Genomic DNA, 23,705 nt, shown 5'->3' on the forward strand with positions numbered 1-23,705 from the left:
GCGATGAACCTTTTTTATTGCGAGTTTGCTATTAAAAGCACTTCGCAAATTATGCACGAGTTTGCGCGTATGCCGCTAGCTCATCCATAGAAGTCTTAGCAACCACTTCACCATCGATGTAGTAAGTCACAAAGTCACCTTCACGAACACCCATTAGCGTCGCTTTCTCACCGTTGTTGTAAGTGATATCCATTTGAACTGTGTTCTCGTCAAGCTGTTGCATTTGACCTTGTTCGATAACACGGTTGTTCGTTAGAGGACCAACAGGTGCAGTGGTTAGAGATTTATCTAACTGGTGGTTTACGTCGATGTAAGTATCCATCTTCTTGTCAAAGATGTGTGGCTTACCGTTTAGCGGGTTTTTACCAGTCCAAAACTCTAGTGAGTTGAACACGATGTAGTCAGCCGCAATAGCAACACCGTAAACTGGCGCCATTAGCATGTTTAGACCACCACGAGCGTAACGGTTATCAACAGCTTTCAAGTTGAAGCCCATAACGTAACCCGTTACAGCGTTGCTGCCTACACAGCCAGAAAGAGAAACTGCTACAGCAGTTAGTGCGCCAATTTTAGCGATCGCCTTTTTCATCAAAACCTCTAGTTAGATAGTATTAGGTCAAAAATTCGGCGGGGATAGTAGCGGATAAAAACCTTAGGTAAAAGACAGTTTTTCTCGAAAAAAATATTAGTATTAAATTTAACACAGTCTTATTTTTGTGATGAATATAACAATTTAAAACACAGCGTACAGCTACTCAATTAACACAAGAATTTCCCAAATGTACTTACACAAGCCATACACTTGGTGAATTTTTAATCTTTTCAATAAAAATTATTGTTCGTGACATTAAGAAGAATGATTAGTGTGATTTTGAACCAGTTGTTACATTGTTGCTAACGTATTCGATAGAGATGGTTTATGGCCAGAAGTAAAAAAAGCAAGGTGTTTGAGCTACTAGGACACCAAGTTCAACCAGGACAACGATTAGAAACCGAATTTGAAGCGGCGCAGCTTTACACACACTCTCCTCTTTCTATCCCTGTGGAAATTATCCACGGTAAACAAGAAGGTCCGGTGTTAATGGTAAACGCAGCAATCCATGGTGACGAGCTGAATGGCGTAGAAATCGTTCGTCAGATGATCAACCAACTGGACCCTGCAAAACTAAAAGGTACTGTGATTGCCGTGCCTATCGTTAACGTGTTTGGCTTCATCCATAAATCTCGCTACCTGCCAGACCGTCGCGATCTAAACCGTTGCTTCCCAGGCAGTGAAAAAGGCGCGTTGGCTTCTCGTATGGCACATGGGTTCTTCAACAACATTGCTAAGCGTTGTGACTATATTCTGGATCTTCACACGGGTGCGATTCACCGAACGAACCTACCTCAGATCCGCGCTAACTTGAGCAACCCAGAAACACTGCGCATCGCAAAAGCATTTGCAACCCCAGTGATCGTAGACTCTGCTCTACGTGATGGCTCTCTACGTAGTGAAGCAGAGAAGTGCGACATTCCTGTACTGACTTATGAAGCAGGTGAAGCGCTACGCTTTGATCCATTGTCGATCAGTGCTGGTGTACTAGGTGTGCAACGTGTGATGCAGGCTATCGGCATGCTACGTGCGAGCCGCAAAAAGCTACCAGAGCCAATCATTGCCAAATCCACCAGCTGGGTTCGCGCATCGGGCAACGGTATCCTACGTACGGTTGTGAACTTAGGTGATAAAGTAGAAGAAGGCGAGACTCTCGCTTACATCAGCTCGCCTTTAGGTCATGACGAGCTAGAGCTGTTAGCACCAAAAGGCGGTATCGTAATTGGCCAGCAAACACTGCCACTGGTTAATGAAGGTGATGCTATTTTCCATATTGCCTACTTTAAGCAAGACGATGATGTAGTTGAGCAAACAGTAGAAAGCTACATTGAAGAGCTGACTGAGTTTGATGTCGACCAAGTAACAACGGGGCAAATCCCGCTAGAAACGCAACAATAATTGCGAACTAGTATAGAAAGCTAACTTCCAAGCCCAGACTCCTTGTCTGGGCTTTCTTTTGTCGTTCAAATAGACACACTCACTAACTAACAGACCAAAAACCAAACAATAATCCAATTTACCGTCTAATCGTGGGTATAAAAGTTTACAGGAAAACCAAAAACCATTATTGATAACTAATCTCATTATCATTTATTAATCTTTTCAGCATTCATATAATCCCCGCCTCTCAAATTACGATAACAAATGAATATGAAACGATTATCGACCCATCGCTTAAAAGTAAGCCTTGTCTCGCTCGCAATGCTCAACTCAATTTCTCTCCATGCAACAGAAAGCGTCGACGAAGAACTCGAAGTCATTGGTGTCCGCTATGCCAAACCGATTACCGTCGCAGAACCCGCTGAAACCATCATTGATTGGACCCAAATCGAAGAACAACAATACTCTAACTTCGCTGAAATGATTGATGCTGTGCCGGGGGCAACGCTCGACGGCGGGGCGCGTTCTGGTGGGGAACGCATTAATATTCGCGGTTTCGATAACCCTAGCGACATCGCCGTGTTTGTTGATGGGGCTCCAATTGGTTTCCAGCAATACCGCTACGGCACCTTCTTCTTTGACCCATTCTTAATTGGTGAAGCGGAGATCATCAAAGGCGCACATGACTACCGCGCTCTAAACGGTAAGTTTGGTGGGTCTATCCGAATCAAAACCAAAAGCGTTGACGACCTGCTTGGAGGGGATCGCAACTTCGGCGTTCGTGCGTCAACGGGTTATAACAACAATGGCGAAGAGAACTCATACACCCTCTCCTTTTATGGCAAAAATGGTGCTGGCTTTTACTTCCTCGCAAATGGTTCAGTAAAAGACTCCGACGACATTAAAGTGGGTGGCGGTAAAACACTAGATTACTCAGGTTACGAACAAGAAAACATGCTCGTCAAAGTTGGGTACGAAAATGATGACCATGAATTTGAAATCAGTCACACACGATACAAAGATGAAGGCCGTAAACCATGGGCTAACCGTCGTGGCCAAATGCCAACCATTTCGGATTACAACATCAAAAAATATGGTTCGTTAGAAAAAGCACAATACGCTTACACGGTCTACAACGAATACAAAGACAATACGACGACAATCTCCTACCATTATATGCCGACTAGCCCGTACATTGATTTCAACATAAAAATGGCGCGTTCTGAAAACGACCGTCATTGGGTTCGTCCAGATATTGCCTTTGAAAAAATGTTCGTTTCCGTTGGCAGTTATGGTCATGAATCTTGGCTAAGCTACGAACGTGATTACATTGATGTATTCAACCAAGCGCAAATTGGTGACCATGCACTGGTTACGGGTCTTCAGTATCAAAAAACGGATCGTGATTCGTTAGTTTTCAATGCTTCTTACGATAATAAAGAGTCGAAAAACTACGGTTGGTATACCCCGTACTATGAACCATCGGGTACTCAGTCTATTTACGCGGCCTACATTGCTGACCACTATCAGGCAACCGACCGCCTGACGATTACTCCTTCTCTGCGTTATGAGTACATCTCCAGCGAAGGGAAAGGTAATGCGGCGCCAGATTACAATGATCCAGCAGCCGGCCATGACTATAGTGAAACAAGCCACAAAGGCTTTAGTCCACGTTTGGATATCGATTTTGACGCGACCAACAATACTCGTTTGAACTTCTCTTATGCATACGCCTTAAAAGCTCCAACCGTCGATAACATTTACTCTGTGCAATATGCTCGAGCAACAGCCACCGCTACGGCACGCGATCTCGATGTTTCTCGTATTCATGCTTATCAAGCCAGTGTGATTAATTTGGCCAAAGGATTGGTTAGCGAGCGCGACAACCTCGCAACAGAACTGACATTGTTCTATAACGATGTGAGTGACACTGTTGATATCCGAACCGGTGAAAACTTAGATAAAGACAGCGGTGATATTCAAAGTTGGAGCACAAACCTAGATGGCTTCAAGAACTATGGCTTCGAGTTGATTTCACAATACCGTATTAACGATTTCTATAGTGATTTCTCAGCGAGTTACATTCGCGGGAAAAATAAAGGTAGCTTATCGGATTCAACCGGCTCGGATGATGACTACCCGGGCGTCCCGCCCTTGAATATTAATCTCGGTTTGGGCTACGAATGGCTTCCGGGACTGCGCTCTGGTTGGGAAGTTCGTTGGTACGATGCTCAAACCAAAACAGACGCGGCTGGTGATAACTTAAAAGTGAAATCACCAAGTGAGCAATACACGTTGCAAAATGCTTATGTCACTTGGGAAGTTCAGCAGGTGAAAGGGTTAAGTGTTGGAGCGGTCGTGAATAACTTAACAGACCGTTATTACGAAGCTTACCTATCTAATGGCGTGCCTTCTCCGGGCCGAGAAGTGAAGGTCCAACTAACTTATCAATACTAATCAGGCTTTGTCTGATTACGAACCGAACCAAATTCGGAGCATACGTACTTGCTCCGAATTTTTCTTTTTATTCACCGTCACTTTTCACAGTATATCTAATGAAGAAGATTCAAATTACTTTTTTACTAACAAGAACGTTAATCACAATTGGCCTCGCCTTCCTCACTGCTCCAAGCTACTCACAAGAGAATATCTCGCAGTATTTAATGGCTCAGAATAAGACACTACCAGTAGAGGATCATTACGCTGCCAACATTTCAGATAACTTAAATCTAGACGCTCAGCCTGAAGCTTTGACTTGGGGAGAAAATGGGAAGTCAGGTCACTGTAACTACGCAAAAGGTGAGATTACCGAGGCAAGAGACTATGACTACGGTGAAGCTACCGATTTGTCAGATGGATTACGCCACATTGATTTGCAGCCAGTTCACACACCTAAAAAACTGCGCAAAGACCATACGTACAATACCGCTTCATCAGGAAGTTCAATGACATTCTCTGTTTCCTCTGACTGCTTATAACGACACAAATAAAAATGCCCCGAGATTAATTCGGGGCATTTTCAAATTCATTGTCGATGGTAGTCAATCACCATCAAACACACTGCGATTACTCTTCGTCAGTGTCTACGTCTGCTTCACGAGCTTGACGAGCTTCTTCTTTGCGAACTTTTGCCGCTAGTTGCTCTGCTTCACGCTCTTGACGTTGTAATGCTTTGCGCTCGTTACGAACTACTTGGTTTTGTACAAAACCTGCAAGTTCCTGCTCAGCCCAAGCTTGTGCTTTCTCTTCGCTGTCAAAACCAGTTTCACGTTTTGATACCACTACTTTACGAGAAGTCACCTGACGAGTGATCTCTGCGCTCCAACCGTTACGTTTTTCAGTTACGCGGATAGCAAATTTTGGATTTTTAGCCATTTCTTTCATTTCCTAAGGGATTAATCAGGGATTCGGTCAACTTGATAACTCCATCTAAGCTGAGCTGTTTAACACCATCCCTTGGTAAGCGCGGTATTAGAGCATAAAAGTTACCGAAACGCTGCAAGTTTTTTAAGGGAGACGGGAGACGATTTCATTTGGAATACTTAGGAACAAATACTGTCAACACCTATTGAGTCCATGCATTGACCTCTAGTATTCCAGTACACACATCTCAATTCCTACAGCGAAGCCTTCCCGACTCTCGAAGCGCAGCGTCCTGTAGGACGAAGTCTGTTCTCGATTCTTAAATAAAGAAAGCGCCGGTCTCTCAACCAGCGCTTATCGATTTTCGTTAACGTTGACGAACGACGTCGTGATTAACCGATGTTCTTGCGTGCGTTTTGGAACATACGCATCCAAGCACCGTTCTCACCCCAACCTTCTGGAGACCATGAGTTCGCAACTGTACGGAATACACGCTCTGGGTGCGGCATCATGATAGTTACGCGGCCATCTTGAGTCGTTAGACCCGTGATTGCATTTGGCGAACCATTCGGGTTGTTCGGGTATTGCTGAGTCGCATTACCGTGGTTATCCACGTAACGAACTGCAACCGTGCCTGACGCTTCAATCGCGGCTAGGTGGTCAGCATCACGCACTTCTACGCGGCCTTCACCATGAGAAACTGCGATTGGCATGCGAGAGCCTGCCATGCCATCGAAGAATACAGAATCAGATTTCTGTACTTCCACTAGGCTAAAGCGAGCCTCAAAACGCTCAGATTCGTTACGAACGAAGCGTGGCCATAGGTCTGCACCTGGGATTAGCTCTTTCAGGTTCGATAGCATCTGACAGCCGTTACATACACCTAGAGAGAAGGTATCTTCACGCTGGAAGAAGCCTTCAAACTGGTTGCGAGCTTGCTCGTTGAACAGGATAGACTTAGCCCAACCTTCACCCGCACCAAGTACGTCACCGTAAGAGAAGCCACCACAAGCGACTAGGCCCTGGTACTCTTCTAGAACCGCTTGACCGGTTAGGATGTCGCTCATGTGAATATCGGTTGCTTCAAAGCCTGCACGGTCAAAGGCTGCTGCCATCTCAACGTGAGAGTTAACGCCCTGCTCACGTAGGATTGCCATCTTAGGCTTAGCGCCCTTATTTATCATAGAACCGGCAATGTAAGGTGCTGCAATGTCTTCATTTACATCGAAGCTTAGCTTAACGTTTAGGCCAGGATCTGAGTTGTCTTTCTTCGCTTCATGCTCTTGGTCAGCACATGCTGGGTTATCACGTAGACCTTGCATCTTATGCGTAGTCTCCGCCCAGATAGTACGTAGTTCAGTACGATTACGCTCTAGAACTACCGTGTCACCAGAAGTAATCACTAGCTCATCAGATGCTTCTACTGAGCCGATTACATGAGAACATGCCTCAAGACCGTTTGCTGATAGCGTTGAAAGTACCGCGTCTAAATCTTCGTTCTTAACCTGAAGTACTGCACCTAGCTCTTCGTTAAATAGTGCTGCTAGTACGTCTTCACCTAGGTCAGCAATATCTGCTTTCACACCACAGTGACCTGCGAATGCCATTTCAGCAAGAGTCACGAATAGACCGCCATCACCTTTATCGTGGTAAGCCACTACTTGGTCATTCGCGACTAGGGCTTGAACGCCTTCGTAGAAGCCTTTCAGTTGTACTGCGTTGTCTACATCTGCTGGCTTATCACCAAGCTGCTTATAAACCTGTGCAAGCGCTGTTGCGCCTAGACGGTTTTGACCATTACCTAGGTCGATGAGTACAAGGCTAGAAACACCTTTGTCAGTACGAAGCTGAGGAGTAATCGTCTTACGAACATCTTCAACACGTGCAAACGCAGTAATAACAAGAGATAACGGAGACGTTACTTCTTTCTGCTCGCCGTTCTCTTCCCACTTGGTCTTCATCGACATTGAGTCTTTACCAACTGGGATAGTTAGACCAAGCGCTGGACATAGCTCTTCACCAACTGCTTTCACTGCTTCGTAAAGACCTGCGTCTTCACCCGGGTGACCTGCTGGAGACATCCAGTTTGCAGACAGTTTAATGTGTTTGATATCACCGATGTTTGTCGCTGCGATGTTTGTGATTGCTTCACCAACCGCTAGACGAGCCGACGCACCAAAGTCTAGTAGAGCAACTGGTGTACGCTCACCCATCGACATCGCTTCACCGTGGTAAGTGTCGTAACTTGCTGCTGTTACTGCGCAGTTAGCAACAGGAACCTGCCACGGGCCAACCATTTGGTCACGCGCTACAAGACCAGTCACCGTGCGATCACCGATCGTGATTAGGAATGTTTTTTCTGCAACCGTAGGTAGACGTAGAACGCGATCCACGGCTTCATTTAGCTCGATACCGTCACGGTTAACCGCTGGGTTATTCGCTTTAAGCGTTTTCGCATCACGGTGCATCTTAGGCGTCTTACCAAGAAGTACATCCATTGGCATGTCGATTGGCGTGTTGTCGAAATGCGAATCTTCAAGTTTCAGTTCACGCTCTTCCGTTGCTACACCTACTACGGCGTATGGTGCGCGCTCACGCTTACAGATTGCGTCGAATACTTCCATATTCTCTGGCGCAACTGCCATTACGTAACGCTCTTGAGATTCGTTACACCAGATCTCAAGTGGGCTCATGCCCGGCTCGTCGTTTGGTACGTCACGCAGTTGGAATATACCACCGCGTTCGCCATCGTCTACAAGCTCTGGAAGTGCGTTAGAGATACCGCCCGCGCCCACATCGTGGATAAATGCGATTGGGTTAGCATCACCAAGCTGCCAACAACGGTCGATCACTTCCTGACAGCGACGCTCCATTTCTGGGTTTTCACGCTGTACCGATGCAAAATCTAGGTCTTCTGCTGATTGACCAGATGCCATAGAAGAAGCAGCTCCACCGCCAAGACCGATGTTCATTGCTGGACCACCAAGTACGATTAGGCTTGCACCGACTGGGATCTCTTTCTTCTGAACGTGCTCGTCACGGATGTTACCCATACCACCAGCAATCATGATTGGCTTGTGGTAACCACGAACCTCTTCACCTGCGTGCGAGTTCACTTTTTCTTCGTAAGTACGGAAGTAACCAAGTAGGTTTGGACGACCAAATTCGTTGTTAAACGCCGCGCCACCCAATGGACCTTCTAGCATGATGTCTAGAGCGTTAACGATACGACCTGGTTTACCGAAATCTGTTTCCCATGGCTGTTCAAAACCAGGAATACGTAGGTTAGATGTTGTGAAACCAACTAGACCTGCTTTTGGCTTACCACCGATACCAGTCGCGCCTTCATCACGGATTTCACCACCAGAACCAGTAGAAGCACCCGGCCAAGGAGAGATAGCAGTTGGGTGGTTGTGCGTTTCCACCTTCATTAGGATGTGCGCTTTCTCTTGGCTGTAACCGTACTGGCGAGTTTCCGGGTTCGGGAAGAAGCGACCTACATCTGAACCCACCATAACTGCTGCGTTATCTTTGTATGCAGACAGAACGTTTTCTGGTGTGGTTTCAAACGTGTTTTTGATCATCTTGAACAGAGACTTCTCTTGCTTAACGCCATCGATAGTCCAGTCTGCGTTGAAGATCTTGTGACGACAGTGCTCTGAGTTCGCTTGTGCAAACATCATTAGCTCAATGTCAGTCGGGTTGCGTTCTAGCTTCTTTACGAACGCATCGTAAAGGTATTCGATTTCATCATCTGCAAGTGCAAGACCTAGGGTAACGTTTGCGTTTTCAAGCGCAGCACGACCGCCTTTTAATAGGTCAACGTCTGCTACAGGAGCAGGTTCTGCCGCTTGGAATAACGCATTTGCTGCATCGAAATCAGTAAATGTCACTTCCATCATGCGATCATGGATGAGTGCTTTTACATCAGCAATTTGAGCATCGTTAAAAGGAGTCGATGTCTCTACGTAGTATGCAGTGCCGCGCTCAAGACGTTTTACTTTGTCTAGACCACAGTTGATAGCGATATCAGTAGATTTAGAAGACCAAGGCGAAATAGTGCCCGGACGAGGCGTAACAAGAAGTAGAAGACCTTCTGGCTCATGCTCTTCGATCGTAGGACCGTAAGTCAGCAATTTTTCCAGTTTTTCCAACTCTTGAGCATCAAGGTCAGACTTTAGATCCGCAAAGTGCATGAACTCTGCGTAAATGCCAGTGACAGGCAGATCTTGTTCACGACAAAGTTCCAGTAGTTTATTAACACGAAACTCAGAAAGAGCTGGGGAGCCACGCAAAATTCTCATGTGCTTAGGTCTCTTATTGCAAGTGATTAAGGTGATATTGGAATAAATTCAGTGGGTTATACTGTTTTCTTCGAAGCTATTCCCGAAGGTTTTTCAAACCTATGCCGATGCCACCTCTTCGTTGCGAGCGCATTATATAGCAATTGTTTTTGTGATGTAACACCAAAAGCAACCGTTTGCGTCATTTTTTTCGTCAAATTTGATTTATACCCAAGTGACTTCAAGATTCAGGGTTCAGAGCAGTGTCACTGATTCAAGTTCAAGGAAAGCAACGCCGTGTAATAGCAAGCTCTTTCCAAGTTGTTTAACGATGAAATTGTTTCAGTGACACGCTCCCAAAGGGCGAGTTGCCTTGGCTCGAATGCATCGTTACCAATTATCAATTTAGAATCACTAGATTTTCAAATTGTTGCTTCGCTTTCAAACCAAGTCATTCTCGCTGAACCAAGTATCTCGAGGTTACTTGGGTATCCTTAAATGTCGATAAATCACACAATGTCGCACTCTATCTGCCTGATTCACTTTGCCCAACCAGCTCGCTTTGATATAAAGGCAACTAGAAATTTATCGAGACGTACCGAATTAATGCAAATAAGTCAGTTCAACCGACTCAAGCGCAGCGCCCTACTTTTCGCGTCTGTGCTTTTACTTTCTGCTTGCCAGATTGAATCGGAGCCAAAAAGTGAATTCGAGCAAATCCAAGAGCGTGGTGTCCTACGTGTTGGCACGCTAAACAACCAACTCTCCTACTACATCGGACCTGATGGCCCGGCAGGTTTGGATTACGAACTGGCACGAAAATTTGCTGAGCAATTAGGTGTGAAGCTGGAGATTCGACCGGCGTTTCGCCAAGCAGATCTCTTCCCTGCATTAAAGAAAGGCGACATCGATATTATTGCGACAGGTTTAAACCAAACTTCTGAAGCTGTACAACGTTTTCGTCCTGGACCCGCTTACTATTACGTCAGCCAACAAGTGGTTTATAAAAAAGGTCAGCTTCGTCCTCGCGACATTAATCAGCTGATCAATTATCAAGCTAAAAAAGACAGTAATGCGGAAGAAGGTTCAAATGCTGGGGCAGAAACTCTTCAGATAGTTGAACAATCTCAGTTTGTTCCAACCTTATCGGCGCTACAGAAACAATACCCAGACTTCCAATTTGAGATTGTTGGTGATGCGGATACGCGAGATCTACTCAAGCATGTCTCTACAGGTGAGTTACGTTTTACGGTAACCGATTCAGTAGAACTGTCTTTGGCACAGCGCCTGTATCCGGATCTTGCTTTAGCCTTTGAATTGACAGAAGACCAACCCGTATCTTGGTTTACTCGTCGCTCTGAAGATGAAAGCTTCTACGCAATGTTGATCGAGTTCTTCGGCAACATTAAACAATCTGGCGAACTGGCGACTTTAGAAGAGAAGTACATTGGACATATCGAAGCCTTCGATTATGTCGATACTCGTGCTTTTATACGCGCACTGGACAATACCTTGCCTAAATGGGCACCGCTGTTCCAAAAATACAGTGAAGAGTTTGATTGGCGCTTGATTGCTGCATTGGCTTATCAAGAGTCTCATTGGAAACCAAAAGCGAAGTCGCCGACTGGCGTTCGTGGCATGATGATGCTCACGCTCCCTACCGCAAAAAGTGTTGGTGTAACAGATCGTCTTGATCCGGAACAATCCGTACGCGGTGGCGTGGAATACCTACGTCGTATTGTCGCACGTGTTCCAGATTCAATTAATGAACATGAAAAGATTTGGTTTGCCTTAGCATCATACAACGTGGGTTATGGTCATATGATGGACGCACGACGCCTGACTAAAGCACAAGGCGGCGATCCAAACGCGTGGGCAGATGTTAAAGAGCGTCTACCCTTACTGCGCCAGAAGCGCTTCTACAGCCAAACACGTTATGGTTATGCTCGTGGTGATGAAGCACGCAACTATGTTGAAAACATTCGTCGCTACTATCAATCCATCATTGGTCATGTCAGCCAAAAGCCTGCGATTGACGAAGACACAGAAGATCTGCAAGTCATTCCACCACTCTCCCCAGATCTGTTAACGTCTGGAGCGGTGGAAACCTTAGCTGAGCAAGTTTCGGGAGCGGTCGAGACAACACCAAGTACTGAGGCCAGCCCAACTCAAAATGCAGAGCAAACGCCGAATCCAAAAGAAGAATAAACCTTTCGAAAATAGCGAGCTAACAGCTCGCTATTTTTTTATTGAGTCGACAACAGAAACTCACTAGAATCCCGTCTTTCGAGCTCATTTATCTAGCCAGTTTTTTCGTGGAATACCGAGTAACGGAAGAGAAACAGTGAGCTCAATTGGTCACCCTCTCCTTGATATGATGTCACCATCATCCATGAGTATGCATCATAAGAATGACATCTATTGATCATGAATCGGATACTTTGCTATGCGAGTGTCGGAGAGTGTGTTCGTTGTCTGCAAGAGGTTCTGATAATGAGAAAACGCAGAGTGCAGTCAAAACGTTTGAATAAAACAGTGGCTGCTAACCGCCGTAAGCGCACGCTTACAACCATGAAAAGAAAAGTCAGTGCACGTAATCGTGTTTTCGTTCACTTAGTGAATCACTGAAAACTTGAAGCAAACATCTACTGCACGGTAGGTGTTTGCTAAAAACAACCATCAAACTCCCTGTTATTCGTCTTTTGTTCCCTGTTCATTGTCCAACGCTTTTTGCGCCTGCTTCTTCGCTTTAATTTCTTTACGACGACGTTTAAAGAACGCCTGTAACTGACCTCTGCACTCCTCTTCCAGCAAACCGCTTTCTACTGTCGCATAATGATACGCGGCTTGGCTCTCAAACAAATTCAGAACGGTCCCTGCAGCGCCAGCTTTAAGGTCTGGTGCTCCATATACCACGCGCTTTACTCGACTGTGTAGTAACGCACCTGCGCACATAGGGCACGGCTCTAAGGTCACATAGAGCGTAGTATCAAGTAAACGGTAGTTCTCGAACACCTCACCCGCTTTACGCAAGGTTTGGATCTCAGCATGAGCGGTCGCATCGTGCGAACAAATAGAGCGGTTCCAACCTTCAGCAACCACTTCACCATCTTTCACAAGCACTGCCCCAACAGGCACTTCCCCTTCCGCTTCAGCTTGCTCTGCAAGCTCTATCGCACGGCGCATAAATAGTTCGTCTTGAGGGGAGAATTGTGAGTCTGACAAAAGAGGCTCCAGTTTTGGGATCGGTCATTATGGAAAGTGGATTTTAACCTTCAAAGAGAGGAAGTGGAAGCGGGATGCGGGATGCGGCTTATTTTGTTTTTCTAGGAGCAAATTTTGTCAACGCTGTTTAAACTGAGTCTCTCTCATCAACCTTCCGGTACACCTCTTGATTTAAAAAGCGAAGCTTTCTATAGGACAAAGTCCGTTCTTCGATTCCCGAAAACCAAAAAGCGCCAGTCTCTCGACCAGCGCTTTCGAATTACCAATACCTAAATAGTTGGTGTTGTAGCTAGGCAACAAGCAAGTTCAGCCCTATGAGCATAGAGGCTCTATGTGATTAGGGTGAACTTGCGCAGTTAACAACGCTACAGCGCCAAATATGACGGTATTTACATTGTGTATGTGTATGGCGCTTGGATACCTAGAGGAATACCTAGCATCCAGTAAGCAACTAGGAAGATAGACCAGCCGATTAGCATCGCAATCGAGAATGGCATCATTAGAGAAGCTAGCGTACCGATACCTGTCGACTTCACGTAACGTTGACAGTAAACCACTACTAGAGGGAAGAATACCATCAGAGGTGAAATGATGTTCGATACAGAGTCACCTACACGGTAAGCCGCTTGAGATAGCTCAGGCGAGATACCCACAGCCATTAGCATAGGCACTAGGATAGGACCGATAAGAGCCCATTTCGCTGATGCAGAACCGATTAGAAGGTTTACAGAAGCCGTTAAAAGAATCATACCGATGATAGTTGCTTCACCTGGTAGGTTCATCGCTTTCAGGCCTTCCGCACCGTATAGCGCTAGCATCGTACCGATGTTTGATTGCGCGAATGCAGATAGGAACTGCGCACAGAAGAACGACATTACAATGTATGCGCCCATCGTAGACATAGTATCCGCCATCGCTTTGATGATGTCGTTACTTGTCTTGAACGTGCCAGAAACGCGACCGTAAACGTAACCCGGAATGATAAACAGGATGAAGATCAGTGGAACGATAGACTTCATGATTGGCGCAGAGAACGCTGTGATTTCACCTTCAGGTGAACGCAGTGCAGAGTTTTCTGGGATAAGTGCCACAACAAGAAGTGCGATACCTGCCATCATAGCCCAACCAGCGTAACGGAAAGCTTTTGATTCAGTTTCAGTGAAAGAACCAAGATCTGGTGCTTTTTCTGCATCTTCATCAACAGGCGTGTTCGCTAGGCGAGGTTCGATGATTTTTTCAGTTACGTACCAACCAATAGCAACGATGATTACTGAAGATAGACCAGTAAAGAAGATGTTCGCTAGCGGGTTAACCACGTACTCAGGGTCAAGAACCTGTGCCGCTGTTTGAGTAAAGCCAGCTAGTAGAGGGTCGATACCTGAAGGGATGAAGTTTGCAGAGAAACCACCTGATACACCAGCAAACGCAGCTGCGATACCCGCTAGAGGGTGACGACCTGCTGCGTGGAAGATGATACCACCAAGAGGAATAACTAGAACGTAGCCCGCATCCGCAGCAGTGTGCGATACGATTGCCACAAGAATTAGCATTGGAGTAAGAAGTTTTGCTGGCGTGAAGTTCAGCATCTTCTTAAGACCAGTGGTGATGAAGCCAGACGAATCGGCAACACCCACACCTAGCATCGCAACAAGTACGATACCCAGTGGAGCAAAGCCAGTGAACGTTGTCACCATGTTAGCAAGGAAACTTGCTAGTGCTTCACCCGTAAGAAGGTTAGTAATAGTAAGAGCTTCGCCAGTTCGAGGGTTTAGAAGGTCGAAAGAAACATTCGACAAAAGTGCAGACGCAGCCCAAGTAATGATTAGTGCCCAGAAGAACAGAATCGCTGGATCAGGAATTTTATTACCCGCTCTTTCGATAAAGTTCAGAAAGCGATCCATCCCGCTCGGCTTCGGTGACGGTGCTTTATTTACAGCTTGGTTACTCATGGTAACTCCATATGAATGATGTTGGTGCCATGGCCTATTTGAGTAATTATAACGGCCTATTTTCAACCGAGCATTCTATTAAATAGTGATTAAGAAAGCACAAGGTTCTATGTTTTTTTCCATATTTGGAGACATATTTTGCAAAAACGACATATCAATTAAACATAAAAAAAACAGTAGCACACCATTCGCATTAACAGTTCTAAAACCACCTATTAACTACCAAAAACAGCAATAAAAAGCACAAATGTTAACGACAAAGGTAATGACGAGAAAAATACAAAATCGTTAGTTTTCGAATTCACTGTACTGCGAAATCATTGTTTTCAACTCAAGGGATTGCGTCTCCCCCATGCGGTCTTGCCAGCTGGAGGTCACAATGATGGTCTTTAATGATCCAGAGACTGTCGCCGCCGGAACTTCCCATTCCACGGTATAGGCTCCCGTAGCAGAAGATCCTGTTGCAATCGAAGCAAAGGAAGCGGTAGAGATGGTAGAAAGCGCATCAGAAGCCCCGCGAGTCCTAAACCATTCGAGCTGATTTTCAGCTAAACGCAGCGCTTCAATACTGTGGATAGCATATTCTGATTTACGCTCCATGTAGATTTGCAACTTTGTTAGACCAAGCGCTCCGATTCCCAATAACAGAAAAGAAATCAGCACTTCGATTAAGCTAAAACCTTGTTGTTTAGAGATCATTCCAAGAGCCTTTTTTCCAACGGAAGTTAATAATCGGATCAACTACCTCATCGATGTTATCTCGGTTGTATGCAAAATTTAGAGAGTTAACAAAATAAGCACTATAACCAGGGCTATCTAACACTTGTCCACCCGAAAAACTAAAGGAACCGCGTTGGAGGTAAACGACTTTATCTAAAGCAAGCGTGGGAAAGTTAGCCGCATCTCCAAAGTGATCTTTGGCCTCGAATAAATCCCAATGTGTATCCAACCCTGTAAGTGAGTTGGTTGTGAGTTGATAAAGCATACCGGGGAAAGTCATAGAGCCATGTACAGCGAAGATACCATCTTGAACCAAGAGTAATATTGGAGCTTCTCCTGTTGCATCAAAGGCTTCGTTGAGATAATCAATGCCACCTTTGATTGGTACCCCATCAGAATCATTCTCATAACCTCCAGAGCTATTCTTTTTCGAGGAAGTAAACTCACAGGACCCAGTCACCCAAATATGAGTTTTACCTGCTGAAATTTGCTCCCCAACTTTCTTTCCACAATCGGTAACAATTTGATTGGTTGAATCATCGTAATCAATCGCAGTAAAACCCCAGTCAGACTTCACAGAATCCCAATTACTACGCTGCTCTCTAAAAATGTCGAAAAATGGCTCTAGATCTGCATCTTGAATAAAGTCCTCACCATAGCCAGAGTCAGAAGCAGTGACACTCTTATGCTCAGATTTACAATCTATGTTGTTGTGAACAAAATCTGCATAAGGCGCTGAGCCATGGATAACCCCTTGATTAGTCGCCCCAGCTCGAGAATGGAAAGCATTTTTATAGCGAATAGCCACACATTCCCACCCACTACCGACTAACTCTCCAGGATCTGGTGTCGAAAAAGCAGAGCTGCCATTCACATATAAATCAGTGCTACTTTTTAGTGCTCCAGAAGCTCTTCCACGAGATAGAACTAGTTGCTTTTCAATGGTTCGGCTAGAACTCGCAACGGGCTGACTTAGCACCTTATTGTCGGGTTCTAAAGTTAGTTGATGCAGGTCTAACGGTGTTTCACATCGGTTTGAAATTAGTGACGTTGCAGAAGAAACATCACCTGTACTTTGAACTAAAGAATAGAAACACTCTACTCCCCCCTCAGCTAACCAATGTTCTTGTCGAGCTTCAATTTGGTTGTTTGCTCGCTTAATTTGATAAAAAAGGGATTTATAGCTTCCTAGTGACATCATCAGCGCTGCAACAAGCAACACACTGACGACCAATAACGCGGCGGCACCTTGCTGTTTTCTCATTACTGCCAATTCCTTTGCTTCACTGTAAACGACTGCTCTGTTCGAATATCAGTCGCATCTTTTAACTCTGTCCCTAACGTAACCGTTACCATTGCAGTCTCGGCGTCGGTATTTTTTACCGTAGCCGCGGCCAACGTAAATTGATTCACATGAATCGCTTTCTTATCAAAAAGCGTGTTACATGATCCCGTTCCAGATAGAGCGATGACATCAGCTACACTCCAGATCGTTGTTTGTTTTTTTTCACATACAAACAGAGATTCTGGTGTATCAACACGTTGTTCATATACAACGTTTTTATACAAAGCCGTCGCTCCGGAAACCCCGATATTGTAGGCGTAAGCAATAAGCCCCATACCCGGAGCATCAAGGGTGTAGATAGTATTACTGGCTCCTGAAATCTTCACGGAGTTACCATCAATACCATCGAACCCAGCGCGTTGAATGTCGTTCCTCAACATCTGTAAAACGCTGGCTGTATTTTGCAATAGCATCAGTTCCTTGGAGCGCTCCATTGCAGCCTTTTGACCGCTGATATACAGCGAACCAACAATAGCGAGAGAAATGAGCCCCAAAGAGGACGCAATCATAAACTCAACGAGGCTCGCCCCTTTTTGCTTTAACATATCAACCCTTACTAAGAGCAAGTGGAATAGCCAAAGTATTCAGTTGAGTTGTTATCACTGCATACTCGAACACGGGCGGAAAGTGTGTGGGAAATAAGCTTAAGCGCTTTTGCAGCTTCTCCAATCGGATAGAATTGGATATTGCCCGAAGAAGGGCGACCATGAACATCATCAAAGCTTATTTGACCAGACGAATAACTAGGTGTGACGACTATCCCGTCATAGGGAACGCCAGAAAAAGAAAACAATACGGTCCCAGCACCTTCGGTTCCATTGTCAGTTAATTCAATGCGCCAATCACCATCGCTCGATGAGTTTCCAGACATGATGATATGCGCCCAAAGTCGCTCACGACGCAATACTGCTTCAGATTTCCCCTGAATAACAAAACCATGCAGCTCATCTGCTAATCGCTGCATTTTGTTGGTTTCAAACACATTTTGAAAAGATGGTGCCGCAGCAGCTAACAATATGCTCATTACAGCAATGGTGATTAAGAGCTCCAGCAACGTAAACCCGCGAGGCATTTCCCAAATTCCTATGCAAACGGCGAGAGGGCCGTAATTCATCTTGCACAGATGCTATCACCTGAGAAAAATAGTCGGAAAAGTGAAAAGGGAACTACTCGTCATGATTCGAATTTCTAGTTGTAACGGATACAACAGACGATTAAGAGGGATGACATTGATCGAATTACTGATTGCAGTCGTGATTGTTGGGATCATTGCAGCTATTGCTTATCCATCTTACTCAGGTCATACGATCACATCGCATAGAACGGTCGCGTTGAGTGATATTAGCCGCATTCAGTTGGAGCTCGAAACATCTTACAACGGTGGCTATGACTGGAGCGGGATTATATCTGGAGGTAGTTGTACGATCTGCGATTCGGACACAGACCGTTTCTCCTTTGCTGTCGCAAGTTCAGCAACAGTGGCATACACAATTACGGCAACCGCGAAATCTGATCGTGGGCAAGATGGGGACAGTTGCTTTCCTAGCGACCAAGATAAAAAAATAACACTCACTTCAACCAATATTGAATCGCCAAGCGAGTGCTGGAACTGATCAAGCCGCCTTCTCTGGCGACAAGAAAACAGATACGAAAAAGCCCGCATTGATGCGGGCTTCTTATTAAATTTTAACTTAGTCAGCAATTAGCTAGTTAAGTCATCAAAGAACTTCTTCACACCATTGAAGAAACCTTCTGATTTTGGTTTGTGCTTAGTCGCAGCATCACCACCACAAGACTCATCAAACTCTTTAAGCAGTTCTTTTTGGCGAGAGCTTAGGTTAACAGGTGTCTCAACCACTAGCTTAACGATTAGGTCACCAACACCGCCGCCACGAACGCCTTTCACACCTTTACCACGCATACGGAACATACGGCCAGTTTGCGTTTCTGTCGGTACTTTAAGGTTCACACGACCATCTAGCGTAGGAACTTCAACTTCACCACCAAGTGCTGCCATTGCAAAGCTTACTGGTACTTCACAGTACAGGTTGTTACCTTCACGTTCGAAAATATGGTGCTCTCTTACATGAACTTGAACATATAGGTCACCCGCTGGTGCGCCCATTTCTCCTGCTTCGCCTTCGCCAGATAGACGAATACGGTCGCCAGTATCAACACCTGCTGGGATCTTAACGTTAAGCGTTTTCGTTTTCTGTTTGCGACCTTGACCATGACATTCATTACATGGGTCTTTGATGATCTTGCCTTTACCATGACAGGTAGGACAGGTTTGTTGAACTGCGAAGAAGCCTTGACGCATCTGTACTTGACCATGGCCATGACAGGTGCCACAAGTTTCAGCCGTTGAGCCTTTCTTCGCGCCACTGCCATCACAGGTATCACAGTGGACTAGCGTAGGCACTTCGATCTCTTTAGAAACACCGCGAACGGCTTCTTCTAACGATAGTTCCATGTTGTAACGCAGGTCCGCACCACGTTGTGCTCGCTGCTGACCACCACCACGACGGCCGCCGCCAAAGATATCACCAAATACATCACCGAAGATGTCGCCGAAATCAGCGCCACCGCCACCAAAACCGCCGCCGCCGAAGCCGCCACCGCCTTGTTCAAAAGCCGCATGACCATACTGGTCGTAAGCCGCTTTCTTTTGAGGCTCAGTTAGAATTTCGTACGCTTCTTTTACTTCTTTAAACTTGTCCGCAGCAGACTCATCACCCTGGTTACGGTCTGGGTGGTATTTCATCGCTAGACGCTTGTACGCCTTTTTAATATCGCGCTCAGAGGCATCACGGCTTACGCCTAATACTTCGTAAAAATCACGTTTTGACATGTTCTTCGTCACCAATTATTTACTGCAAACGGCATCGATTCACCGCTTGGTGTTTGTATCATTCTAGCTAAGTGCACTTATTGCAAAATACTTAGCTAGAAGGACAACGTTGACAAACAGACGGGCGTAAGAGTTACCCCAAACGCCCGTACACAAAGTCTTATCGACTCTAGGCGACCGTGGTCGCCTAGTTAAGAAAGCTTATTTCTTGTCGTCTTTAACTTCTTCGAACTCAGCATCAACTACGTCGTCTTCTTTAGACTGTTGAGCATCAGCGTCAGCACCTTGTGCTTGTTGAGCTTGAGCTTGTTGTTGAGCGATTTCCATTAGCTTTTGAGCTGCAGTCATAAGCGCTTGAACTTTCGCATCGATTGCTTCTTTGTCATCACCCTTACGAGCAGTTTCAAGCTCAGCGATAGCTGCTTCAATCTTCTCTTTCTCATCTGCAGGTAGTGCTTCACCAGCTTCTTCTACTTGCTTACGAGTACCGTGAATCATTTGGTCAGCTTGGTTACGTGCAGCCGCTAGCTCTTCGAACTTTTTGTCCGCTTCTTTGTTAGCTTCTGCTTCTTGAACCATTTTCTCGATGTCTTCGTCGCTTAGGCCGCCAGAAGCTTGGATAGTGATCTTCTGTTCTTTACCTGTTGACTTATCTTTCGCAGATACGTGAAGGATACCGTCAGCATCTAGGTCGAAAGTTACTTCGATTTGTGGCATACCACGAGGCGCAGCTTGAATGCCTTCTAGGTTGAATTGACCTAGAGACTTGTTGTATGACGCTTGCTTACGCTCACCTTGAAGAACATGGATTGTTACCGCATTCTGGTTGTCTTCTGCTGTAGAGAAAACTTGGTTCGCTTTAGTTGGGATAGTTGTGTTTTTCTCAACTAGCTTAGTCATTACACCGCCCATTGTCTCAATACCTAGAGACAGTGGTGTTACGTCTAGTAGAAGTACGTCTTTTACTTCACCTGCAAGTACACCGCCTTGAACTGCAGCACCCATTGCTACTGCTTCATCAGGGTTTACGTCGCGGCGAGCTTCTTTACCGAAGAACTCAGCAACCTTCGCTTGAACCATAGGCATACGAGTCTGACCACCAACTAGGATTACGTCAGTGATGTCGTTTACAGATAGGTCAGCGTCAGCTAGAGCAACTTTTAGTGGCTCAAGAGAACGTTGTACTAGGTCTTCAACGAGAGATTCTAGTTTCGCACGAGTCACTTTCACGTTCATGTGCTTAGGACCAGTCGCGTCTGCAGTCACGTAAGGTAGGTTTACGTCAGTTTGAGAAGTAGAAGAAAGCTCAATTTTCGCTTTTTCTGCTGCTTCTTTAACACGTTGCATCGCTAGTGGATCGTTCTTAAGGTTGATACCTTGCTCTTTGTTGAATTCGTCAACTAGGTAGTTGATTAGACGTGTATCAAAGTCTTCACCACCAAGGTGAGTGTCACCGTTAGTTGCTAGAACTTCGAAAGTTTTCTCGCCTTCAACTTCATCGATTTCGATGATAGAGATATCGAATGTACCACCACCAAGGTCGTATACCGCAATAGTGCGGTCGCCGCCTGACTTGTCTAGGCCGTATGCTAGAGCAGCCGCTGTTGGCTCGTTGATGATACGTTTAACTTCTAGACCTGCGATACGGCCAGCGTCTTTTGTTGCTTGACGTTGAGCATCGTTAAAGTAAGCAGGAACTGTGATAACTGCGCCAGTTACTTCCTCACCTAGGAAGTCTTCAGCAGTTTTCTTCATTTTTTTCAAGATTTCAGCAGAAACTTGAGGAGCAGCCATTTTTTGGCCTTGCGCTTCTACCCAAGCGTCACCGTTGTCAGCCTTAACGATTTTGTAAGGCATGATTTCGATATCACGCTGAACTTCTTCATCTTCAAAGCGACGACCAATTAGACGCTTAATTGCAAATAGCGTGTTAGTTGGGTTTGTAACCGCTTGACGTTTTGCAGGTTGACCTACTAGCGTTTCACCATCGGTATATGCAACAACCGATGCCGTTGTGCGTTCGCCTTCAGCGTTTTCAATTACACGAGGTTTGTCGCCGTCTAGTACAGCAACACATGAGTTAGTAGTACCTAAGTCAATACCAATGATTTTACCCATCAGGCTATCTCCGAATAAATTCTATTTTCGTTTTGCTATATCCCCTATGTGGGGACGTAGAATCGGGTTTCAACCCTTGCTCACAAACAAAAATAATTATGTTTGCTTCTCTTATGCCCAATAGATAAGGGCTGCAAATGGCTTTTCAAGGGAAAGAGCAAAAAAAATTGAAAAAAGTTGTGCAAAAAGCGGGATGTTGGAATCTCGAAGCGCAGCGTTCCATAGGACGAAGTCCGTTCCCGAAGCGAAGCGTCTCTTAAAAAGAAAAAGCGAGGCCCTAAGACCTCGCTGTGAATTCGATTAAGTGAGCGATTAAGAATTACGCACTCGCTTGTGCTGGTTCAGCATCCACGATTTCTTCTTTACCAATCTCGCCTTCAGACTTAGCAACAATCGTGTTTACTGCTGTATCGCCGACTACGTTAGATGATGTACAGAACATATCGTTAATACGATCAACCGCTGCAACGATTGCTAGACCTTCTGGTGGTAGACCCAATTGGTGAAGGATAACACCAACCATCACTACACCGCCGCCAGGAACACCGCCAGCACCGATAGACAGTAGCAGAACCGTGAAGCCTAGAGTCACTAGGTCAGATACCGCAATAGGCTGACCAAACGCGTTTGCACAGAATACCGCTGCGATTGCGATGTAGATTGAAGCACCTGCCATGTTCATAGTTGCACCTAGTGGTACACCAAAACCAGCTACCGACTTAGACACACCAATCTTGTCAGTAAGAGTACGCATCGTTACTGGGATCGTCGCATTTGAACTTGCTGTAGATAGAGAGAACAACACTTGTTCACGCGTCTTACGAGAGAACTCGCGCGCAGAAATACCCGTGAACATTTGAACCGCTAGAGGGTAAACCACGAAGATCCAAAGCACTAGCATTGAAACCACAAGAGCAACGTAACCGGCTACTGATGCAAGCGTACCCGCATCCAAGGTTGCACCAAGTTGAATCATCAGAGCAAATACACCGTATGGCGCTAAGCTCATTACGAGACCAATCAGTTTCATCATGATTTCGTTCGCCATCTTAAAAGTACGAACCGCAGGGCCGCCTTTTGAATCAAGCGCTTGAATTGCAAGACCTGTCAGAATTGCCATAAAGATGATTTGTAGCATGTCGCCATTTGCAAACGCTTGTACAGGGTTGCTTGGAACAATGTTCACAACCATAGAGAAGATGTCTGGTGTTTCTGTTGACTTAAGCGCCACAGAATCAGAAATCGTACCCGCAAGGTTTGCACCTGCGCCAGGCTGAACAATCATAGCAACAGTAAGAGCAGCAATGATCGCGACGACGGTATTTAAAATGTAAAGAGTAAAAGTTTTACCACCCAAGCGACCAAAAGAACGAATGTCTTTAAGTTCCACAATGCCACATACAATTGATACATAAACCAGAGGAACAACCAGAAGTTTAATCAGCGAAACGAACATGCCGCCCGCACCTTCTGCTGCACCTAGAATATAGGTATCAAAAATCGCAATACCGCTAAATAAGTACTGAATAGCTGTACCCAGCACGAGGCCGGCGAACAAGCCGATAAAAATCTTACTAGAAAGCGATTTATCCATCATAAATCTCCGAAATGTTGTGTTTGCTATTTATATTTTTATAGTTACATCTGCTAATTTTTACGGCAGACCTCGCGAATAATACACATCGGAGTTACAAAATAAAGGCTTTCTTTACAGAAATGTTAATAACTAACATTAAAAGTAAATCACCAGTTCTAGATTGATATTCAGAATTTTATTTTGAAGACAAGTCATAACAGGTACTTATAGACACAGCATCCCATAAGTAAGCAAGATAAAGAGAGGATATCTCCTATAGGAAAATTATTTGCCAATAGGAAA

General features: G+C 45.3%; 17 protein-coding genes. 5 read left to right on the plus strand and 12 right to left on the minus strand.

What is annotated here, in order from left to right; genetic code table 11:
• Positions 1–49 precede the first annotated feature (49 nt).
• The gene (locus BCT11_RS01830) at positions 50–589 is read right to left on the minus strand and encodes a DUF3332 domain-containing protein (protein WP_038865446.1); all 540 of its coding nucleotides are present in this window, start codon (positions 587–589) and stop codon (positions 50–52) included.
• Between the two features lie 330 nt (positions 590–919).
• Between BCT11_RS01830 and BCT11_RS01835 the strand changes: the two genes are divergently transcribed.
• From BCT11_RS01835 to BCT11_RS01845, 3 genes are all read left to right on the plus strand, one after another.
• The gene (locus tag BCT11_RS01835) at positions 920–1,990 is read left to right on the plus strand and encodes a succinylglutamate desuccinylase/aspartoacylase family protein (protein ID WP_038865448.1); all 1,071 of its coding nucleotides are present in this window, start codon (positions 920–922) and stop codon (positions 1,988–1,990) included.
• 252 nt (positions 1,991–2,242) lie between these two features.
• The gene (locus BCT11_RS01840) at positions 2,243–4,429 is read left to right on the plus strand and encodes a TonB-dependent receptor (protein ID WP_102386942.1); all 2,187 of its coding nucleotides are present in this window, start codon (positions 2,243–2,245) and stop codon (positions 4,427–4,429) included.
• Between the two features lie 98 nt (positions 4,430–4,527).
• Positions 4,528–4,950, plus strand: a complete 423-nt coding sequence (locus BCT11_RS01845; RefSeq protein ID WP_240522958.1) for a hypothetical protein — start codon at positions 4,528–4,530, stop codon at positions 4,948–4,950.
• Between the two features lie 88 nt (positions 4,951–5,038).
• Here BCT11_RS01845 and BCT11_RS01850 read toward each other — a convergent pair whose 3' ends face one another.
• Positions 5,039–5,347, minus strand: a complete 309-nt coding sequence (locus BCT11_RS01850; RefSeq protein ID WP_102386948.1) for a DUF3622 domain-containing protein — start codon at positions 5,345–5,347, stop codon at positions 5,039–5,041.
• Positions 5,348–5,727: 380 nt separating this feature from the next.
• Complete coding sequence (gene purL, locus BCT11_RS01855) at positions 5,728–9,639, minus strand: phosphoribosylformylglycinamidine synthase (RefSeq protein WP_102386943.1); 3,912 nt, start codon at positions 9,637–9,639, stop codon at positions 5,728–5,730.
• Positions 9,640–10,224: 585 nt separating this feature from the next.
• Here purL and mltF point away from each other — a divergent pair.
• Positions 10,225–11,826, plus strand: a complete 1,602-nt coding sequence (mltF, locus tag BCT11_RS01860) for a membrane-bound lytic murein transglycosylase MltF (RefSeq protein ID WP_102386944.1) — start codon at positions 10,225–10,227, stop codon at positions 11,824–11,826.
• A gap of 483 nt (positions 11,827–12,309) precedes the next feature.
• Here the strand turns inward: mltF and tadA are convergent, their stop codons facing one another.
• The 6 genes from tadA to BCT11_RS01895 form a co-directional block, all read right to left on the minus strand.
• The gene (gene tadA, locus BCT11_RS01870) at positions 12,310–12,843 is read right to left on the minus strand and encodes a tRNA adenosine(34) deaminase TadA (RefSeq protein WP_038865456.1); all 534 of its coding nucleotides are present in this window, start codon (positions 12,841–12,843) and stop codon (positions 12,310–12,312) included.
• A 389-nt stretch (positions 12,844–13,232) separates the two neighbouring features.
• Positions 13,233–14,792 carry an AbgT family transporter gene (locus BCT11_RS01875; RefSeq protein ID WP_005440222.1) on the minus strand — a complete coding sequence of 520 codons (1,560 nt, stop codon included), beginning with the start codon at positions 14,790–14,792 and terminating at the stop codon, positions 13,233–13,235.
• 288 nt (positions 14,793–15,080) lie between these two features.
• The gene (locus tag BCT11_RS01880) at positions 15,081–15,491 is read right to left on the minus strand and encodes a prepilin-type N-terminal cleavage/methylation domain-containing protein (protein WP_039975394.1); all 411 of its coding nucleotides are present in this window, start codon (positions 15,489–15,491) and stop codon (positions 15,081–15,083) included.
• Positions 15,481–16,776 carry a hypothetical protein gene (locus BCT11_RS01885; RefSeq protein ID WP_102386945.1) on the minus strand — a complete coding sequence of 432 codons (1,296 nt, stop codon included), beginning with the start codon at positions 16,774–16,776 and terminating at the stop codon, positions 15,481–15,483. Before BCT11_RS01885 ends, BCT11_RS01880 begins: the two co-directional genes overlap by 11 nt.
• Positions 16,776–17,402: a hypothetical protein gene (locus BCT11_RS01890; RefSeq protein WP_039975391.1), complete on the minus strand. Its 627-nt coding sequence runs from the start codon at positions 17,400–17,402 to the stop codon at positions 16,776–16,778. The genes BCT11_RS01885 and BCT11_RS01890 overlap by 1 nt, the downstream gene beginning before the upstream one ends.
• Positions 17,403–17,413: 11 nt before the next feature.
• Positions 17,414–17,929, minus strand: a complete 516-nt coding sequence (locus BCT11_RS01895; RefSeq protein ID WP_039975389.1) for a GspH/FimT family pseudopilin — start codon at positions 17,927–17,929, stop codon at positions 17,414–17,416.
• 103 nt (positions 17,930–18,032) lie between these two features.
• On the opposite strand from BCT11_RS01895, the gene BCT11_RS01900 reads away from it, so the two are divergent.
• Positions 18,033–18,470 (plus strand): type IV pilin protein, encoded by a 438-nt coding sequence (locus tag BCT11_RS01900; RefSeq protein WP_038868765.1) that lies wholly within the window; start codon positions 18,033–18,035, stop codon positions 18,468–18,470.
• 89 nt (positions 18,471–18,559) lie between these two features.
• Here the strand turns inward: BCT11_RS01900 and dnaJ are convergent, their stop codons facing one another.
• The 3 genes from dnaJ to BCT11_RS01915 form a co-directional block, all read right to left on the minus strand.
• Positions 18,560–19,708: a molecular chaperone DnaJ gene (dnaJ, locus tag BCT11_RS01905; protein ID WP_038868766.1), complete on the minus strand. Its 1,149-nt coding sequence runs from the start codon at positions 19,706–19,708 to the stop codon at positions 18,560–18,562.
• Between the two features lie 201 nt (positions 19,709–19,909).
• The gene (gene dnaK, locus BCT11_RS01910; RefSeq protein ID WP_038868767.1) at positions 19,910–21,826 is read right to left on the minus strand and encodes a molecular chaperone DnaK; all 1,917 of its coding nucleotides are present in this window, start codon (positions 21,824–21,826) and stop codon (positions 19,910–19,912) included.
• Positions 21,827–22,145: 319 nt separating this feature from the next.
• The gene (locus tag BCT11_RS01915) at positions 22,146–23,420 is read right to left on the minus strand and encodes a dicarboxylate/amino acid:cation symporter (protein ID WP_038868768.1); all 1,275 of its coding nucleotides are present in this window, start codon (positions 23,418–23,420) and stop codon (positions 22,146–22,148) included.
• Positions 23,421–23,705 lie beyond the last annotated feature (285 nt).

The organism is Vibrio sp. 10N.222.52.B12, assembly GCF_002875385.1.
GTDB lineage: Bacteria > Pseudomonadota > Gammaproteobacteria > Enterobacterales > Vibrionaceae > Vibrio > Vibrio jasicida.

Excerpts from the sequence above, each read along its gene's own strand:
- BCT11_RS01830 (WP_038865446.1), bottom strand. The coding sequence starts at position 589 with ATGAAAAAGGCGATCGCTAAAATTGGCGCACTAACTGCTGTAGCAGTT.
- BCT11_RS01835 (WP_038865448.1), top strand. The coding sequence starts at position 920 with ATGGCCAGAAGTAAAAAAAGCAAGGTGTTTGAGCTACTAGGACACCAA.
- BCT11_RS01840 (WP_102386942.1), top strand. The coding sequence starts at position 2,243 with ATGAAACGATTATCGACCCATCGCTTAAAAGTAAGCCTTGTCTCGCTC.
- BCT11_RS01845 (WP_240522958.1), top strand. The coding sequence starts at position 4,528 with ATGAAGAAGATTCAAATTACTTTTTTACTAACAAGAACGTTAATCACA.
- BCT11_RS01850 (WP_102386948.1), bottom strand. The coding sequence starts at position 5,347 with ATGGCTAAAAATCCAAAATTTGCTATCCGCGTAACTGAAAAACGTAAC.
- purL (WP_102386943.1), bottom strand. The coding sequence starts at position 9,639 with ATGAGAATTTTGCGTGGCTCCCCAGCTCTTTCTGAGTTTCGTGTTAAT.
- mltF (WP_102386944.1), top strand. The coding sequence starts at position 10,225 with ATGCAAATAAGTCAGTTCAACCGACTCAAGCGCAGCGCCCTACTTTTC.
- BCT11_RS01875 (WP_005440222.1), bottom strand. The coding sequence starts at position 14,792 with ATGAGTAACCAAGCTGTAAATAAAGCACCGTCACCGAAGCCGAGCGGG.
- BCT11_RS01880 (WP_039975394.1), bottom strand. The coding sequence starts at position 15,491 with ATGATCTCTAAACAACAAGGTTTTAGCTTAATCGAAGTGCTGATTTCT.
- BCT11_RS01885 (WP_102386945.1), bottom strand. The coding sequence starts at position 16,776 with ATGAGAAAACAGCAAGGTGCCGCCGCGTTATTGGTCGTCAGTGTGTTG.
- BCT11_RS01890 (WP_039975391.1), bottom strand. The coding sequence starts at position 17,402 with ATGTTAAAGCAAAAAGGGGCGAGCCTCGTTGAGTTTATGATTGCGTCC.
- BCT11_RS01895 (WP_039975389.1), bottom strand. The coding sequence starts at position 17,929 with ATGCCTCGCGGGTTTACGTTGCTGGAGCTCTTAATCACCATTGCTGTA.
- BCT11_RS01900 (WP_038868765.1), top strand. The coding sequence starts at position 18,033 with ATGATTCGAATTTCTAGTTGTAACGGATACAACAGACGATTAAGAGGG.
- dnaJ (WP_038868766.1), bottom strand. The coding sequence starts at position 19,708 with ATGTCAAAACGTGATTTTTACGAAGTATTAGGCGTAAGCCGTGATGCC.
- dnaK (WP_038868767.1), bottom strand. The coding sequence starts at position 21,826 with ATGGGTAAAATCATTGGTATTGACTTAGGTACTACTAACTCATGTGTT.
- BCT11_RS01915 (WP_038868768.1), bottom strand. The coding sequence starts at position 23,420 with ATGGATAAATCGCTTTCTAGTAAGATTTTTATCGGCTTGTTCGCCGGC.